Origin of the sequence: Streptomyces sp. SM10 (assembly GCF_002910915.1) — a bacterium.
Taxonomy (GTDB): Bacteria; Actinomycetota; Actinomycetes; order Streptomycetales; family Streptomycetaceae; genus Streptomyces.
On record NZ_NEUF01000045.1, the window covers coordinates 13,609 to 28,672 of the forward strand.

Below are 15,064 nucleotides of genomic sequence, written 5' to 3' on the forward strand. Positions count from 1 at the left end.
TGCGCCTGCCGTGTCTCCGTGGGGCGCCTCGGTGAGGGGGCGGCCCCTGGGGTGCGTCCGGGCTCAGGGCCGTGGCCAGGGGCGGCCGCCGAGGCGTTCGATGTCGGTGTTGAAGCGCCGGAGGTAGCCGGCGAAGGCGGAGATGTCCTCGTCGGGCCAGTCGGCCATGACCCGCTTCAGGGAGCTGACCATGCCCTCGCGCTCCGCGTCGAGGGTCCTGGCTCCCTCCTCGGTGATGCGGAACTTGCGGGCCATCCCCCCGTCCGGGTCGGGGATGCGCTCCACGAATCCGGCGCGCATGGCCGCGGCGGTCTGCCGGTTCAGGGTCGACACGTCGAGGTCGAAGGCCTCGCTGAGCTCGCCGACGGACATGGGGCCCTGGACGCGGATGCGGCTGAGCAGGACGTACGCACTGCGCTCCAGGAGGCCGTCCTTGCGGCGCCCCTTTCTGTGGGTCAGCAGCCCGTGACGGCTGAGGAGCATCTGCTCGTACTCGACCTCTTGCGTTGCCCTGTCCATGCTCGGGCACCTCCTGCTTCCTGCCGGGCGAGGCCGGTGTGTCGTCGTGCCTGCTGACGCCATCGTATGTTTGCGAGGAAGTGCATAGGCCACATCGTGTGCATGATGCAATAGGCATGTACGATGCACGTCTGCCGTCGACAGATAGCCGAGGAAGCCACGATATGGACGCCCTCCAGCCCACAGCCCGCACGGGCGGTGTGATCACGACACTGGCACTCGCCGGCACCGTCGCAGCGATCATGCAGACCCTGGTGACCCCGCTCATCGCCGAGCTGCCGCGGATCCTGGACACCTCGTCGTCCAATGCGGCCTGGGTGGTCACCGTCACCCTCCTGGTCGCGGGCGTGTGCGTGCCCGTCACCGGCCGGCTCGGCGACCTCCTCGGCAAGCGCCGGATGCTGCTGGCCTGCTCGATCCCGCTGATCGTCGGCTCCGTGGTGTGCGCGCTCGCCTCCTCCGTGGTCCCGATGATCGTCGGGCGCGGACTCCAGGGCATGGGCATGGGCATGGTGCCGCTCGGCATCGCGCTGCTCCGCGACGTCGTGCCCGCCGAGAAGCTCAGCGGTTCGATCGCCCTCGTCAGCGCCTCCATGGGCATCGGCGGCGCGCTCGGTCTGCCGATCTCCGCCGCCGTCGCCGAATACGTCAGCTGGCGCGCGCTGTTCTGGGGTTCCGCGGTGCTCGCGCTGATGATCGCCGTGCTCGTCCGGTCCTTCGTCCCGGATGTCCCGGCCGGCGCCAAGGGGCAGCGCTTCGACGCTCCCGGCGCGATCGGGCTGGCGATCGGCCTGGTCTCGCTCCTGCTGGCGATCTCCAAGGGGGCCGACTGGGGCTGGGGTTCGGGCACCACGCTCAGCCTGTTCGTCGTGGCGGTCGTGGCGCTCGGCGCCTGGGGGTTCTACGAACTGCGCACCCGTGACCCGCTCGTGGACCTGCGCACCACCGCCCGCCCGCGCGTGCTGCTGACCAACGTCTCGTCGATCCTGGTCGGCGTCGGCATGTACTCCTTCATGCTGATCGCGCCGCAGCTGCTGCAGTTCCCCGAGGCCACGGGGTACGGCCTCGGGCAGTCGATGCTGGCCGCGGGCCTGTGGATGGCCCCCGGCGGTGTGATGATGATGATCGTCTCCCCGCTCGGCGGGAAGCTGATCAACGCACGCGGCCCCAAGATCGCACTCGTCCTCGGGGCGCTCGTGATCTCCGCGGGCTACGGCCTCTCCCTGTTCCTCATGGGCTCCGCCTGGGGCCTGATGATCGTCGGCATCGTCATCAACAGCGGTGTGGGTCTCGCCTACGGTGCGATGCCCGCCCTGATCATGAGCTCGGTCCCGCTCTCGGAGACCGCCGCGGCGAACGGCTTCAACACCCTGATGCGCTCGCTGGGTACGACCATCGGGTCGGCGGTCATCGGTGTGGTGCTGGCGCAGATGACCATCGACCTCGGTGGCTTCTCGCTCGCCTCCGAGGACGGATTCCGGGTCGGCCTGACCATCGGCTGTGCGGTGGCGCTCGTCGCCGCCGCGGTGGCCGCGTTCATCCCGGGCCTCGTTCGTCCGGGGGCGGACGGCGACAAGTCCGGTCCCGCACCGGCCGACAAGGTCGCGGTGGAAGCCTGACCGAGACCCCCTGGAGCGCCCCGACCGGTTACGCCGGCCGGGGCGCTTGTGCCCCAGGGCCCCGTCCCGCACGGCTTCACGCTGCGACGCCCTGGCGTCCGGAGCCCCGCCGTGCACTCGGAGAAGAGAGCCCGCCATCGCCATGCTCAACCACAACCTGGGCTCCTACCGGGACCACGTCAGCTCGCTCGGTGGCGACAAGTTCCGCGGGATCCCGCAGCCCGAACTGGCGGACGGCACCCGGGTGATGGTCTCCAACCCGGCCTCGGGCCTCGGTCTGCTCAGTCGTCCGAGCACAAGGCGGCGGCCTGGAAGTTCATCGGGTTCGCCGCCTCCCATGCCTCGAACTCCAAGTTCAGCGGACCCGCCACGATCCGGAACGAGAGCCCCTGAGGGCTTGCAGGGAAGCAACACCTTGATTCCCTGCAAGCCCTCAGTCCAGGCCCTCCTCCCGCAGCTCGTACATCAGGAGGAACGTCCGGTAGGTCTCCGGGGGCACGTCCTGGCAGATGTCCGGCCGGCTGGTCCACGTCGACGTGTTGTCGAGGGCCCGCCGGCAGGCCGCCTCGGTCTCGGCCTCGGACGGGATGTTCGAGGCGAAAGCGGCGATCAGCAGGACCACTGCGAGGACGATCACGCCGAGAGGGATGCGCATGGTCTCCCAACGACCGTGCGCCCGGGGCGGTCACTCGGATCCGGCAACCGGCGCCCGGACGGTCACTCGGGTCCGGTCACCGGCGCGCCCGGGGTGGTCGCCCGGATCCGGTCGCCTCCGTCGCCGTCGCCCGTCATTCGGGTTCGTCGGCGAGCGGGGGCAGGTCGGGCTCGATGAACAGGCCCGCGTACTGGGGTGTGGGCAGCGGGGCCGCGGTGCCTGTGTCTGCGGCCGTCGCGGCGGCCGTGCTGTCGGAGCGCCGCTGGGTCGTGCGAGCAGGCATGTCGGTCATCTCAGGTGTCCTGTACGTAGGTGTGCGGTGAGAGCCCCGTGACCGAGCCGCTGCGGTGAGAAATGCCGGACTGGTCCCGACCGGTAGGGCTGTGAGATGCCTCCACCGGTGCCGCGCCGCTCCGGGGGCGTCCGGATCATCGTGCGGTGCATGCAGACTGTAACCCTCCCAGCACGGCTTTCCCCCGGTATTGCGGGTCCGGCGTGACGGTCAGTGCGGCGCCGCGGGCTCGATGTTCTGGTTTGCGTGGAAGAGGTTGTGCGGATCGTAGGCACGCTTGACCTCGGCGAGCCGGTCGTAGTGACCGCGGTAGGTGCCCCTGACCCGGTCCTGGGACTCACCGGCGCCGAGGAAGTTCACGTAGGCGCCGCCCATGGAGTACGGGTGCAGGGCCTCCCAGTAGCCGACGGCCCACTCCCGCAGCGCCGCCGCGTTGGCGGGGTCGGGGTCGACGCCGCCGATCACACCGGACCAGACGGCGTCGCGGTACGCCCAGGCGGTGTCGTCGGGGCCGACACGGCCCGCGACCCCGTCGACCGGGTAGAGGTGCATGGTCGACAGGTCCGTGGGGCGGTTCTCCGCGAAGGCCGCGTGCACGTCGACGGCGTCATCGGTGATCCGGTCGAAGAAGTCCCCGCGCCAGTACCACTGGAGACCGGCCGGGATCAGCCCGTCGAACATCGCCTGCAGGACGGGGTAGGGCATCTCCGCGGTGAAGTGGAAGGCGGGCGGCCCCGGTTCGTTCACCACGGCGAGGGTCTCCTCCAGGGCGGCCGGTGCCGCGGTCGAGGACCAGACGACCCCGCACATCTTCTGCCCGTGGATCTCCTCGGGGAAGGGCGGGGCGGGCGGGACGGACAGCGAGGCGAAGAAGCCGTAGAGGTCGTCGGGTGCCTGCGGCAGGAAGTCGCGGTACCAGCGCAGCACGTCGGGGAAGAGCTCCATCGGCCACACGGTGACGCCCGCACCCACCGTGTCCACGGGGTGCAGTTCGAAGTCGAAGGACGTGACGATGCCGAAGTTCCCGCCGCCGCCGCGCAGCGCCCAGAAGAGGTCGGGGTTCTCGCTCGGGTTCGTGGCGACGAAGCTGCCGTCGGCCAGGACCACGTCGGCGGAGACCAGATTGTCCACCGTGAGGCCGTACCTGCGGGTGAGGTATCCGTGGCCGCCGCCGAGCGTGAGCCCGCCGATGCCCGTCGTGGACATGATTCCCGCAGGGGTGGCGAGTCCGAACGCGTGGGTGGCGTGGTCGAAGTCGCCCAGCGTCGCCCCGCCGTCGGCCTGTGCGGTCTGGATCGCCGGGTCGACCCGGACGCCGCGCATGGGCGAGAGGTCGATCGTGACGGCGTCATCGGCGAGGCAGAGGCCGGGGCCGCTGTGTCCGCCGCCCCGGACCGCCAGGTCCAGGCCGTTCTCGCGGACGAAGTCGACGGCCGCGATGACGTCCGCCGTGTCGTGGCACCGGACCACGGCGGCGGGCTTCTTGTCGATCATGGCGTTGTAGACCGTACGGGCCTGCCCGTACTCGGGGTCGTCCGGGCCGATGACGGGGCCGCGCAAGGCGGTTCGCATCGCCTCGAGAAGGGTGCCGTCCATGGTCGTCTCCTAGCGTCTGTGCGCCCGGCCTCCCCTGGCTCCATCACATCGGGTGAGGCTGTTGGGCCGACGCCGGCACCTGGGGATGCCGCGCAGACGGGACCGAACACCGGAAAGCTTGCCCCTCCAGCGTCCCGCCGCTCCGGTTACCGCGCAATCGCGGGGGTGGCGTGCCCCGCACCCGGCGGTTCCGGGCCGGGGCACGGCGCCGGGTCAGCCCTGCCGCACGGCGGATGCGTCGTCCTCCGCGGTCGCGGGAACGACTCCCGCCGGGTTCCTGCGCAGATGCACCATGAGTCCGATGAAGCCGGCGGCGAAGCCGCTGAACAGGCCTGATATCCCGTGGTTGAGCGCGTTGACCGAGGCGCTGTCGGGCACACCGACGACCAGGTAGTTGACGGCGGCGCTGATCACCGAGCCGAAGACGGCGCCGATCGCTCCACTGACGAGGGAGACGCGCAGAGGCGACGGCGCGGCCGGGATCGTGGCAGGTCTGTGCGGTGTGGACATGGTGGGAGGCCCTCCAGACAGGCGGAAAACAGGATCGGGGGGTGCGGCAGCACCCTTGCGTACGTCACTGTGCCCGGTAACTGCCGTGCACGTAGGCGGTGTTCAGGTATTGCGGTGGGAGTGAGGGAGGGGCCGGTGGGACGGCGGACGCGAAAAGTGGTCGGAGCACCCTCCCGGATGGCGTAGAGTTGCAATCACAACGACGCGGGGTGGAGCAGCTCGGTAGCTCGCTGGGCTCATAACCCAGAGGTCGCAGGTTCAAATCCTGTCCCCGCTACTGAAAGACAGAGGCCCGGATCCTTCCAAGGATCCGGGCCTCTGTCGTATGCCGTCACCCGGGTCGCCGGTCCGGGCTTGACCTTGACGTAACGGAAAGATCTAGCGTCTTCGGCATGGAGTGGTCCATCCAGGAAATCGCCAGGCGCGCAGGCACCACGAGCCGGACGCTCCGGCACTACGGAGACGTCGGTCTCCTGACGCCGAGCCGCACGGGAGCCAACGGCTACCGCTATTACGACCAGGAGGCACTGGTCCGGCTCCAGCGCATCCTGCTCCTGCGGGAGCTGGGTCTCCCGCTGCCCGCCATCAAGGACGTGCTGGAGGGGCAGCGGGACACCTCCGCCGCGCTCCGCACCCATCTGCGCCTGCTGGAGCAGGAGCGGGAGCGCATCGGGCGGCAGATCGCCTCGGTGCGGACCACTCTCCACAGGACCGAGCAAGGGGAGGAACTCATGGCCGAGGAAGTGCTCGACGGCTTCGATCACACGCGGTACGAGCAGGAGGTCACCGAGCGCTGGGGCCGGGAGGCGTACGAGCGGAGCAGCCGGTGGTGGAGCGGGCTGGGCGAGGACCGGCGTGCCCGCTTCCAGGGCGTGCACGAGGCCGTCGCCCGGGACTACGGGGAGGCCAGGGCCGCGGGCCTGGAGCCGGGCAGCGAGCAGGTGCAGGACATCGCCCGCCGGCACTGCGCCTGGCTGTCGGTGACCACGGAGATCACGCGCGCCCATGTGACCGGACTCGGGGAGATGTACGTCGCCGATCCCCGCTTCGGGAGGAACTACGATCGCTACGGAGACGGAACTGCCGTCTTCGTACGGGATGCACTGACGATCTACGCGCAGCGCCGGCTCTCCGACTGACCTGCGGAGGACGGGGCTACGGCGTTCCTCCCTTCGGCCGATGACGAGCCGCCGCTCGGCGTGGCTCCGGACGGCCCGGGCGGGGCGCGGTACCGTCCGCAGCCGTGGGTGGACCGGGCGGGAGTGCACACGTGGGGAAGCGGGCCGGAAGGCGACGGGACGTTGCCGGGACATCCCGTTCCCGGCGGTTCGTGCGTGTGCTGCCCGCCCTGATGATCTGCGCGGGGGTGGCCGTCGACCTCTCCACCCCGTCCGAGGTCAGCGCCGTTCCGCTCTTCGCCGCGGCCTCGCTGATCGCCGCCCCGTTCTTCTCGTCGGCCGGCACCGTCCGCATCGGGGCCGCCACGCTCCTCGTCGTGCTCGCCATCCGGGTCTCGGACGGCGCGCTCCTCAAGGCCGTGCCGATCACCGACCTGGTCACGCTGCTCACCGTCGTCGCGCTGTCCCTCGTCATCAACCGGGTCGTGCGGCGCGGCAACGAGCAGCTGGCCTCGGCCAGGGTCATCGCGGAGACCGCGATGCGCGCGGTGCTCCCGGTGCCGGAGCCGCGGATCGGCGGGCTGCAGATCGCGGCACGGTACGAGGCCGCCCAGGCCGACGAGTTCGTCGGCGGGGACCTCTTCGCCGTCGCGGACACGCCCTACGGGGTGAGGCTGGTGCTGGGGGACGTACGGGGCAAGGGTCTGGACGCGGTGTCGGCGGTGGCCGTCGTGATCGGGGCGTTCCGGGAGGCCGCCGAGCAGGAGCTGTCGCTGGAGGGCGTGGTGCAGCGGCTGGAGCGTGCGCTGGCCCGTGAGAGCTCACGGCGGGGCGGACTCGACTCCATGGAGGGGTTCGTCACCGCCGTCCTCGCGGAGATCCCCGCCGGTTCGGACACGCTCCGGATCATCAACCGCGGCCATCCGGAGCCGATCGTCCTGCACGCGGACGGGGCGCTCGACGTGCTGGCACCCACCGAGCCCGCCCTGCCGCTCGGGATGGGGCTGGACGTGTGGCCGGACCGGCCGGACGAGTGGGCCCTGCCCGCGGGGTCGACCTTCCTGGCGTTCACCGACGGCCTCTCCGAGGCGCGGGACGCGAAGGGCGTCTTCTACGACCCGGCGGCCAGGCTGCGCGGCCGGCTCTTCCCGGGGCCCGAGGAACTGCTCTCCGCGCTCACCGACGACGTGCGTCTGCACACCGGCGGCCGGTCGACGGACGACCTGGCGCTCCTCGCGGTCGGCCGCCCTTCGCGGGGGCAGCAGGAGCGTCGGACGACGGTGAAGATCGTGGGGCGGGACAGTGAATGACCGTCGCGACGGTCGGTAGTCGAAGGGCCTCGCTCCGCATAACATGTGACGTACCGTCAGAAACTGCTGGCCTGATGAGGGGTGTTCAACTCGCCCGTTTGCGCCCGGTTGACACCTGAAAGTCCAGGCCGGAGTCATGAACGATCTGTCGGAACAGCTTGGAATCGGACCCGGGTGTCTATTAACGTTCGATAACGCAGCGCGGTTGTACCTGTCGTCGCAAGAGACGGCACCGTGTGCAGCGCCGAATTCCGCAAGGGAACCGGGGAACCACCTACATGGGGTGAATCGGGCACCTGTGTCTCGTGAGAGACGAAGGGGCCCGTAGGAGACCTTCCTGCTCCGAACCCGTCAGCTAACCCGGTAGGCGAGAAGGAAGGAAAGGAGTGCGCCCACGTGGCGTCCAATCAGCCTGCCCCCGAGGCCCCGTCATTCTCTCGGACCGGAAGCCTCGGAGATGAGGACAGGACGTGGGAGGAATGGAACCCCACCGAGGAGTCCATCCGTCCCGTACGCGGCCGGCATCGCGTAGCCAAGCAGCGCGGTCTCGCCCGTAGCTCCACCGTCCTCGGCGTCGGCGTCATCGCGGCCGTCGGCGCGGGTGGCATGGCCACGGCGCAGAGCAAGCCGCCTGTATCCATCTCTCTTCCCGATTCCATCGCGGACAACCTTCCCGACACCAAGTCCCTTCCCGGCGTCGGCGCCTTCATGTCCGGCGACTCCGACGCGGACCACGAGACGGTGGCCGCGTCCTCGCCTCTCACCACGGCGGGCATCACCACCGCCGAGGCCGAGCAGGGCGCCACCGACGCGGGCGAGGCGCTGCGCGCACGCATCCTCCAGCAGGCCGAGCAGCAGCAGGCCGGAGCCGACGCCGAGGCCAAGGCGGCCGAGGAGAAGGCGGCGGCCGACGCGGCCGCGGCCCAGGCCGCGAAGCAGCAGAGCGCCGCCGAGGCCGAGGCCGCCGCGGAGAAGAAGGCGGCGGAGGAAGCGGCGAAGAAGAAGGCGGAGGCCGAGCGCCTCGCCAAGCTCGCCGCCAGCTACGCCGTTCCGACCTCCTCGTACACGATCACCTCGACCTTCGGGCAGTCCGGTTCCATGTGGTCCTCCGGCCACCACACCGGGCTGGACTTCGCGGCTCCGACCGGCACGCCGGTCAAGGCCGTGCACAGCGGCACGGTGAAGTCGGCGGGCTGGTCCGGCTCGTACGGCTACCGCACGGTCCTCGAACTCGACGACGGCACGGAGGTCTGGTACTGCCACCAGTCCTCGATGGACGTCACCGCCGGACAGAAGGTCACCACCGGCGAGACCATCGGCCGCGTCGGCGCCACCGGCAACGTGACCGGCCCCCACCTCCACCTGGAGATCCACACCGCGGACGGCTCGGGTGTCGACCCGATGAGCTGGCTCCGCGGCAAGGGCCTCACGATCTGAGCCCCTGCGCCGGCAACCGGCGCACCGCAACCCCGGTGGCCCTGACGCACAACCCCCCGACGCCAGGGCCGCCGGTCTGTCCGGAGCCGTGGGCACTCGGCGGCTCCCCGGATCAGGAGCGTACGGACGGCCGGCGAACGCCCGGACGGCCGGCTAAACGGAATAGCCGCCTCAGCCCCCCGGTTGATCACGGTATGACTTCTCTGCGCCCGCTCGGCTCCTCGAGCCTCCAGGTCTTCCCCCTCGCCCTCGGCGGCAACGTCTTCGGCTGGACGGCGGACGAGGACCGGACCTTCGCCGTCCTCGACGCGTACGTGGCGGCCGGCGGCAACTTCGTCGACACCGCCGACTCCTACTCCGCCTGGATCCCGGGCAACGAGGGCGGCGAGTCGGAGACCCTCATCGGCCGGTGGCTGGCGGCCCGGTCCCGGCGCGACGACGTCGTCATCGCCACCAAGGTCGGCGCCCACCCGGAGTACAAGGGGCTCGCGCCCACCACGATCAAGGCGGCGGCCGAGGCATCGCTGCGCAGGCTCGGCACCGACCACATCGACCTCTACTACACGCACTTCGACGACGAGACCGTCCCCGTCGAGGAGATCATCACCGCCCTCGACCAGCTGGTGAAGGCCGGTACGGTGCGGGAGATCGCCGCCTCCAACATCAGCCCCGAGCGGCTCAGGGCGTCCCTGGACTTCTCCGAGCGCGAGGGCATGGCCCGCTACGTGGCCCTGCAGCCGCACTACAACCTCGTCTCCCGCTCCACCTACGAAGGCGCGCTCCAGGACACCGCGGACCGCGCCGGGCTCGCCGCCGTCCCGTACTTCGCGCTCGCCTCGGGATTCCTCACCGGCAAGTACCGCCCCGGAGCCGCCGTCGAGAGCGCGCGGGCCGAAGGCGCGGGCAAGCACCTGGAGACCGAGCGCGGACGCAAGGTGCTCGCGGCGCTCGACGGGATCGCCCAGGAGCACGACGCGGAGGTCGCCACGGTCGCCCTGGCCTGGCTGGCCTCCCGGCCGACCGTCGCCGCACCGATCGCCTCGGCCCGTACGGTCGAACAGCTGCCCGCGCTCATGGCGGTGGCCGGTCTCCGGCTGTCCGAGGCGCAGCTCGCGGAGCTGACCGAGGCGTCCGCCTGAGCCCTTGCCTCCCCGGCATGATCCACGCTGAACCGGACGGAGGACCTCAGCGGTCCTCCAGGTACGGGTTGTAGCCGCCGTAGTGCCGGTGCGGCGCGGGGAGGTGCTGCGGCGGCCCGCTGCCGTAGGGGACCTGACGGGGGAACGGAGGCGCCACGGGGGGCTGGTGGGCCCGCCGGAGCCGGCCTGTCGCGTGGGCCGCGTACGTCAGGGCCGGGCCCGCGAACTCCCGGCGATGCCAGAGGTGGTGCAGCAACTCCTGCTCGCGGAGGGCGAAGTCCGGGCCGGCTCCGTCGTGGCGTGCCCTGCGCCGCAGCATGGCGAGGGACGTCGCGAAGGACTCGTACTCCGCGACGGCCCGGGCGGCGGCCCGCCCCAGGGCGGGGTCCGGGTGGCTGTTCCAGTGCCTGGCCATGTCGCGGGCCATGCCCCGCGCCCGCATCGAGGCCAGCGCGAGAGGCTCGGCGGGGGTCAGCCAGCCGGCGGCCGCGTAGACCGGCAGCTCGACGGAGAGGGTGCGCAGTTCCCGCTGGCGCGCCCAGAGGGCCAGCCAGGTCACCAGGCCGAAGGACGGCACCATGAAGACGCCGTACACCGCGTAGAAGCCGTACGGGCCGAAGGACGACGAGCCGTTCCACAGGGCGTGCATACCGATGGCGAGGGAGAGCCCGAGCAGCGGCAGGACGACCCGGCGCACCCGGTGACGCGCGCCGCCGAGCGCCGCGATGCCGAAACCGATCCCGGAGAGCACCGTGAACAGGGGGTGCGCGAAGGGCGACATCACCACGCGGACGAAGAACGTCCCCACCGTCACGGAGGCGAAGCCGGTGGTCCCGAGCTGCTGGTCCTCGCCGAAGGCATTGCCCAGATAGAGGATGTTCTCGGTGAAGGCGAACCCGGTCGCGGTGAAGCCGGCGACCACGATGCCGTCGACGATCCCGCCGAACTGTCGTCTGCGGAAGAGGAAGATCAGCAGGACCGCGACGGCCTTCGCGCTCTCCTCGACCACCGGGGCGACCACCGTCGCCCCCAGGGTGTCGGCGCCCGCCGGATCGGCGGTCGCCGTCGCTATCCACCGTGTCGCGAAGGAGTTGGCGATGATCGCGACCAGCGCGGCGGCGCACGCGCCCCAGGCGAAGGCGAACAGCAGATTCCGCCACGGGCCCGGTTCGACCCGGTCGAGCCAGCGGAACGCGGCCATCAGCAGCGGCACCGGCAGCACGGCGAGCCCCAGACCCACCAGGAAGCCCTCGGTCCCCGTCTCCTGGCGGACCAGGGCCAGGATCACCAGACCGCAGAGGGCGAGCGCCGTGATCACCGCACCGGCGCGGAACGCCTTGCTGCGCCAGACCATGCCGACGCGGCGGGGCCGGTAACGCCACTGGCCTCGCTCCGGGACGGCACCCAGGAACTCGTCGAGCTGCTGCTCCTCGAGAACCGGGACGGCCGGCTGCTGATGCTGCACGGACCCCTCGGACACCTGACGACCCTAACGAGGGGCACTGGCACCGCGCCACGGCGCGGTTCCCGGACGGGGTGCCGGTGGCCGGTCAGCGACGGGTGAACAGCACGTCGTGCACGACGTGGCCCTTGTCCAGGCCCTGGCCCTCGAAGCGGGTCAGCGGCCGGAACGGGGGACGGGGCGCGTAGCCGCCGTCCGCCCGGGTGTTCTCGAACTGGGGGTGCTCCGTCAGGACGTCCAGCATCTGCTCCGCGTACGGCTCCCAGTCCGTCGCGCAGTGGACGACCGCGCCCGGCTTCAGCGGCCGCGCCACCAGGTCCAGGAAGTCCGGCTGGATCAGCCGCCGCTTGTGGTGCCGCTTCTTCGGCCAGGGGTCGGGGAAGTACACCCGGAGGCCGTCCAGCGAGGCGGGCTCCAGCATCTCGCGGAGCAGGATGATCGCGTCACCGTTGGCGACGCGGACGTTGGACACCCCCGCACGGTCCGCGAGACCCAGCAGATTGCCCTGGCCGGGGGTGTGCACGTCGACGGCGAGAATGCCCGTGCCCGGGTCGTCGGCCGCCATCTGGGCCGTGGCCTCGCCCATGCCGAAGCCGATCTCCAGGACCACCGGCAGGCCGTCGAAGAGCGTGGGGAGGTCCAGGACGCGGAGGCCGTCGATGTCCAGGCCCCACGTGGGCCACAGCCGCTGGAGGGCGTCCTCCTGGCCGGTGGTCACCCGGCTGCGGCGCGGCTGGAAGCTGCGGATGCGGCGCTCGTGGTGCGAGCCCGCCGGGTCGGCGGCCGGGCCACCGGGGAAGCGGGGCTCCTGGCGCAGCCTGCGCTGGCGCTCGAAGGAGGCGGCACGCCGTACCGCGGCGTCCGCGTCCTTTTCCGGGGCGGTCTCCGGGGCGGTCTCCGGCACTGCGCAGGGCGCGGTCCCCGGCGTGACGGAATCCGTCTCCGGGGTGGGGCCGGGCGTCTCTGGGGTGGGGTTCAGGGGCTCAGACACAATGACCCGATTGTACGGCGGGCGGTGTCCATCCCGTCGCGCGAGCCCGCAGCAGGGCCCGCCGTGCCACCTCCCTCCCGATGGGCAGCGACGCGGTCGCCGCGGGTGAGGGGGCGTTCAGCACATGGACGGTGTGCGGGGCGTCCCTGATCAGGAAGTCGTCCACCAGCGTGCCGTCCCGCAGGACCGCCTGCGCCCTGACCCCGGCCGGGGACGGCCGCAGATCCGCCTCCGTCACCTCCGGCAGCAGCCGCTGGACGGCCCGGGTGAACGCCCCCTTCGACAGGGACCTGCGCACCTCGCCCGCCCCGTACCGCCAGTGTCTCCGGGCGATACGCCAGGACCCGGGCCAGGCCAGGGTGGCGGCCAGCTCGCGCGGGTGGACGTCCGTCCACGTGTATCCCTCGCGGGCCGGCGCCGGCACCGCGTTCGGCCCGACGTGGACCGTGCCGTCGATGCCCCGGGTGAGGTGGACACCGAGGAAGGGGAAGGCGGGGTCCGGCACCGGATAGACCAGCCCGCGCACCAGCTCCGGCCGGGTCAGCTCGTAGTACTCCCCGCGGAACGGCACGATGCGTGCCCCCGGGTCGTCGCCCGCGAGCCGCGCGACCCGGTCGCTGTGCAGCCCCGCGCAGTTGACCAGCACACGGGCCCGGACGACCTCGCCGTCGGCCGTGCGCACCGCGACACCCCAGGGGCGCCGGTCGACGGCGACGACCTCCGCGCCGTAGCGGATGCGGCCGCCCGCCGTGCTCACCTCGGAGGCGAAGCGGGCGGCGACCGCGGTGAAGTCGCACACCCCCGTCGTCCCGACCCGGATCGCGGCGAGGCCGCGCACCCCGGGTTCGTACTCCGTGATCTGGGCGGGGCCGAGCTCCCGGACCGGCAGGCCGTGTGCACGGCCGCGCTGCACCAAGGCGTGCAGCCGGGGCAGCTCGTCGCTGCCGGTCGCCACGATCAGCTTGCCCGTCACCGCGTGGGCGATGTCGTGCGCCGCGCAGAAGTCGACCAGCTCGGCGGCGCCGCGCACCGCGTAGCGCGCCTTCAGCGAGCCGGGCGGGTAGTAGATGCCGCTGTGGATCACTCCGCTGTTGTGCCCGGTCTGATGGCGGGCCGGTCCCCATTCCTTCTCCAGCACCGTGACCCGGGTGCCGGGCGCGGTGCGCGTGATCGCGTACGCGGTCGACAGACCGACGATTCCGCCACCGATCACCAGCACGTCACAGTCGTACGCCGCGTGCGTCATCATCACGCCACCTCCCACCCCGATAGTGCACTGACCCACTGACAACGGGCTCAAACCAGGGAGGGCGTGTGCGTGGCGGGACGTTCCGCGCCCGGACCTGGCGATACCGGGACGTACCGGAGGCGCTACGCCGGGGCGACGAGAAGCGGGCGGGCCCGTTCCCGGAGCTCGGCGACGCGAGGCTCGTCCCCGTACGGCTCCAGGCGGTGCAGCAGGTCGCGCACGTACTCGGTGGTGCGCGCCGACGAGATGCGCCCCGCGACCTCCACCGCACGGGTCCCCGCCGCACAGGCCGCGTCGAGGTTGCCCGACTCCAGCTCAGCGACCGCGGACACGACGAGCCGCAGCCCGTGGGAGCGGACGAACTCGTCGGTGGGTTTCGACAGCGCCTGCTCGGTGAAGCGCCGCACCTGCCGGGGGGCCTTGAGGTCCCGGTAGCACTCGGCGGCGTCGGCGGCGAACCTGTCGTACGAGTAGAACCCGAGCCAGGCCGGGTCCGAGTCGCCCGTCCGGGAGCGCTCCAGCCAGCTCTCGGCGGCCCGGAGCGCGGCTCCCGCGGCGGGTGCGTCGCCGGCCTTCGCGTGGGCGCGCGCCTCGACCAGCCGGAAGAAGCTCATGGTCCTGGCGGTGGCGAGCCCGCGATTGCGCTCGACCGCGGCCTGGGCGAGGTCCACGCCCTCGTCGGCGAAGCCCCGGTACGTCGCCTGCAGGGACATCGACGCCAGGACGTACCCGCCCAGGGGCACGTCGGCGGCGGCGCGGGCCAGGCGCAGCGCCTGGATGTAGTAGCGCTGGGCGGCTTCCTGCTGGCCCGTGTCGAAGGCCATCCACCCGGCGAGCCTCGTCAGCTCGGCGGAGGCCCCGAAGAGCGCCCGGCCGACCTCGTCACTGTACGAACCCAGCAGGAGCGGGGCGGCGTCCACCCGTAAGCACTCCGGGACCATGGACGAACGCCAGTCGCCGCCGCCGTACTTGGAGTCCCACCGGCGCGCGTCCTGGGCCGCCTCGCGCAGCTTGGTCACGTCGCTGTGGCCGACGCGCAGCAGCGGCCCGTCCGCACCGCCGGCGCCCGCGCCCGAGGCGTCCGGGCCCGGCTGGACGGGCACGCCGCCCTGCGCCACGGGTGCGCCCTCCGGGCCGAGAATCGCGGTCCGGGCGGCGGCGGGGTCG

14 protein-coding genes, 1 tRNA gene, 1 pseudogene and 1 riboswitch (1 of these 17 cut by a window edge) are annotated in these 15,064 nt (G+C 71.8%); of the genes and pseudogenes, 7 read left to right on the forward strand and 9 right to left on the reverse strand.

Annotation, left to right across the window (positions count from 1 at the left end; genetic code table 11):
- Positions 1 to 63: 63 nt before the first annotated feature.
- A complete protein-coding gene (locus tag B9S57_RS04585) occupies positions 64 to 519 on the reverse strand; it encodes a MarR family winged helix-turn-helix transcriptional regulator (protein ID WP_103514227.1) in 456 nt (151 codons plus the stop codon).
- A gap of 164 nt (positions 520 to 683) precedes the next feature.
- Between B9S57_RS04585 and B9S57_RS04590 the strand changes: the two genes are divergently transcribed.
- Both B9S57_RS04590 and B9S57_RS35160 read left to right on the forward strand, forming a co-directional pair.
- The gene (locus tag B9S57_RS04590; RefSeq protein WP_103514228.1) at positions 684 to 2,138 is read left to right on the forward strand and encodes an MFS transporter; all 1,455 of its coding nucleotides are present in this window, start codon (positions 684 to 686) and stop codon (positions 2,136 to 2,138) included.
- A gap of 136 nt (positions 2,139 to 2,274) precedes the next feature.
- Positions 2,275 to 2,507, forward strand: a pseudogene (locus B9S57_RS35160) (sugar ABC transporter substrate-binding protein); the annotation flags it as partial.
- Positions 2,508 to 2,571: 64 nt separating this feature from the next.
- Here B9S57_RS35160 and B9S57_RS04600 read toward each other — a convergent pair.
- The 4 genes from B9S57_RS04600 to B9S57_RS04610 all read right to left on the reverse strand — a co-directional run bounded on the left by B9S57_RS04600 (position 2,572) and on the right by B9S57_RS04610 (position 5,191).
- On the reverse strand, positions 2,572 to 2,793 hold the full coding sequence (locus B9S57_RS04600) for a hypothetical protein (protein ID WP_103514229.1): 222 nt from the start codon (positions 2,791 to 2,793) through the stop codon (positions 2,572 to 2,574).
- 133 nt (positions 2,794 to 2,926) lie between these two features.
- Positions 2,927 to 3,076, reverse strand: coding sequence for a hypothetical protein (locus B9S57_RS34330; RefSeq protein WP_181011231.1), 150 nt, complete (start codon positions 3,074 to 3,076; stop codon positions 2,927 to 2,929).
- Positions 3,077 to 3,295: 219 nt separating this feature from the next.
- Positions 3,296 to 4,681, reverse strand: a complete 1,386-nt coding sequence (locus tag B9S57_RS04605; RefSeq protein ID WP_103514230.1) for an FAD-binding oxidoreductase — start codon at positions 4,679 to 4,681, stop codon at positions 3,296 to 3,298.
- Between the two features lie 213 nt (positions 4,682 to 4,894).
- Positions 4,895 to 5,191, reverse strand: coding sequence for a hypothetical protein (locus tag B9S57_RS04610; protein WP_181011229.1), 297 nt, complete (start codon positions 5,189 to 5,191; stop codon positions 4,895 to 4,897).
- Between the two features lie 203 nt (positions 5,192 to 5,394).
- Between B9S57_RS04610 and B9S57_RS04615 the strand changes: the two genes are divergently transcribed.
- From B9S57_RS04615 to B9S57_RS04635, 5 genes are all read left to right on the forward strand, one after another.
- Positions 5,395 to 5,468: transfer RNA gene (locus B9S57_RS04615), tRNA-Met, on the forward strand.
- A 115-nt stretch (positions 5,469 to 5,583) separates the two neighbouring features.
- Positions 5,584 to 6,330, forward strand: coding sequence for a MerR family transcriptional regulator (locus B9S57_RS04620; RefSeq protein ID WP_103514231.1), 747 nt, complete (start codon positions 5,584 to 5,586; stop codon positions 6,328 to 6,330).
- A gap of 131 nt (positions 6,331 to 6,461) precedes the next feature.
- Positions 6,462 to 7,619, forward strand: coding sequence for a PP2C family protein-serine/threonine phosphatase (locus tag B9S57_RS04625; RefSeq protein ID WP_103514232.1), 1,158 nt, complete (start codon positions 6,462 to 6,464; stop codon positions 7,617 to 7,619).
- A gap of 232 nt (positions 7,620 to 7,851) precedes the next feature.
- Positions 7,852 to 8,004: riboswitch (cyclic di-AMP (ydaO/yuaA leader) on the forward strand.
- Between the two features lie 11 nt (positions 8,005 to 8,015).
- Positions 8,016 to 9,056, forward strand: a complete 1,041-nt coding sequence (locus B9S57_RS04630) for a M23 family metallopeptidase (protein ID WP_103514233.1) — start codon at positions 8,016 to 8,018, stop codon at positions 9,054 to 9,056.
- 194 nt (positions 9,057 to 9,250) lie between these two features.
- Positions 9,251 to 10,195, forward strand: a complete 945-nt coding sequence (locus tag B9S57_RS04635) for an aldo/keto reductase (RefSeq protein ID WP_103514234.1) — start codon at positions 9,251 to 9,253, stop codon at positions 10,193 to 10,195.
- A 46-nt stretch (positions 10,196 to 10,241) separates the two neighbouring features.
- On the opposite strand, the gene B9S57_RS04640 is transcribed toward B9S57_RS04635, so the two are convergent.
- The 4 genes from B9S57_RS04640 to B9S57_RS04655 all read right to left on the reverse strand — a co-directional run.
- Positions 10,242 to 11,675 carry a PrsW family intramembrane metalloprotease gene (locus B9S57_RS04640; RefSeq protein ID WP_103514235.1) on the reverse strand — a complete coding sequence of 478 codons (1,434 nt, stop codon included), beginning with the start codon at positions 11,673 to 11,675 and terminating at the stop codon, positions 10,242 to 10,244.
- A 70-nt stretch (positions 11,676 to 11,745) separates the two neighbouring features.
- Positions 11,746 to 12,648, reverse strand: coding sequence for a tRNA (guanosine(46)-N7)-methyltransferase TrmB (gene trmB / locus B9S57_RS04645; RefSeq protein WP_103514236.1), 903 nt, complete (start codon positions 12,646 to 12,648; stop codon positions 11,746 to 11,748).
- Entirely contained in the window at positions 12,641 to 13,897 is a 1,257-nt protein-coding gene (lhgO, locus tag B9S57_RS04650) for an L-2-hydroxyglutarate oxidase (protein WP_103514237.1), read from the reverse strand. Before lhgO ends, trmB begins: the two co-directional genes overlap by 8 nt.
- 122 nt (positions 13,898 to 14,019) lie before the next feature.
- A protein-coding gene (locus B9S57_RS04655) for a sporulation protein (protein ID WP_103514238.1) crosses the window boundary here: on the reverse strand, positions 14,020 to 15,064 show its 3' portion. It continues 467 nt past the right edge of the window; only the last 1,045 of its 1,512 coding nucleotides appear in the window; the start codon falls outside the window, past its right edge; its stop codon occupies positions 14,020 to 14,022.

Bases quoted from the DNA above. Each gene is read 5' to 3' on its own strand.
- B9S57_RS34330 (WP_181011231.1), bottom strand. From the start codon at position 3,076: ATGCCTGCTCGCACGACCCAGCGGCGCTCCGACAGCACGGCCGCCGCG.
- lhgO (WP_103514237.1), bottom strand. From the start codon at position 13,897: ATGATGACGCACGCGGCGTACGACTGTGACGTGCTGGTGATCGGTGGC.
- B9S57_RS04605 (WP_103514230.1), bottom strand. From the start codon at position 4,681: ATGGACGGCACCCTTCTCGAGGCGATGCGAACCGCCTTGCGCGGCCCC.
- B9S57_RS04590 (WP_103514228.1), top strand. From the start codon at position 684: ATGGACGCCCTCCAGCCCACAGCCCGCACGGGCGGTGTGATCACGACA.
- B9S57_RS04610 (WP_181011229.1), bottom strand. From the start codon at position 5,191: ATGTCCACACCGCACAGACCTGCCACGATCCCGGCCGCGCCGTCGCCT.
- B9S57_RS04635 (WP_103514234.1), top strand. From the start codon at position 9,251: ATGACTTCTCTGCGCCCGCTCGGCTCCTCGAGCCTCCAGGTCTTCCCC.
- B9S57_RS04585 (WP_103514227.1), bottom strand. From the start codon at position 519: ATGGACAGGGCAACGCAAGAGGTCGAGTACGAGCAGATGCTCCTCAGC.
- B9S57_RS04620 (WP_103514231.1), top strand. From the start codon at position 5,584: ATGGAGTGGTCCATCCAGGAAATCGCCAGGCGCGCAGGCACCACGAGC.
- B9S57_RS04600 (WP_103514229.1), bottom strand. From the start codon at position 2,793: ATGCGCATCCCTCTCGGCGTGATCGTCCTCGCAGTGGTCCTGCTGATC.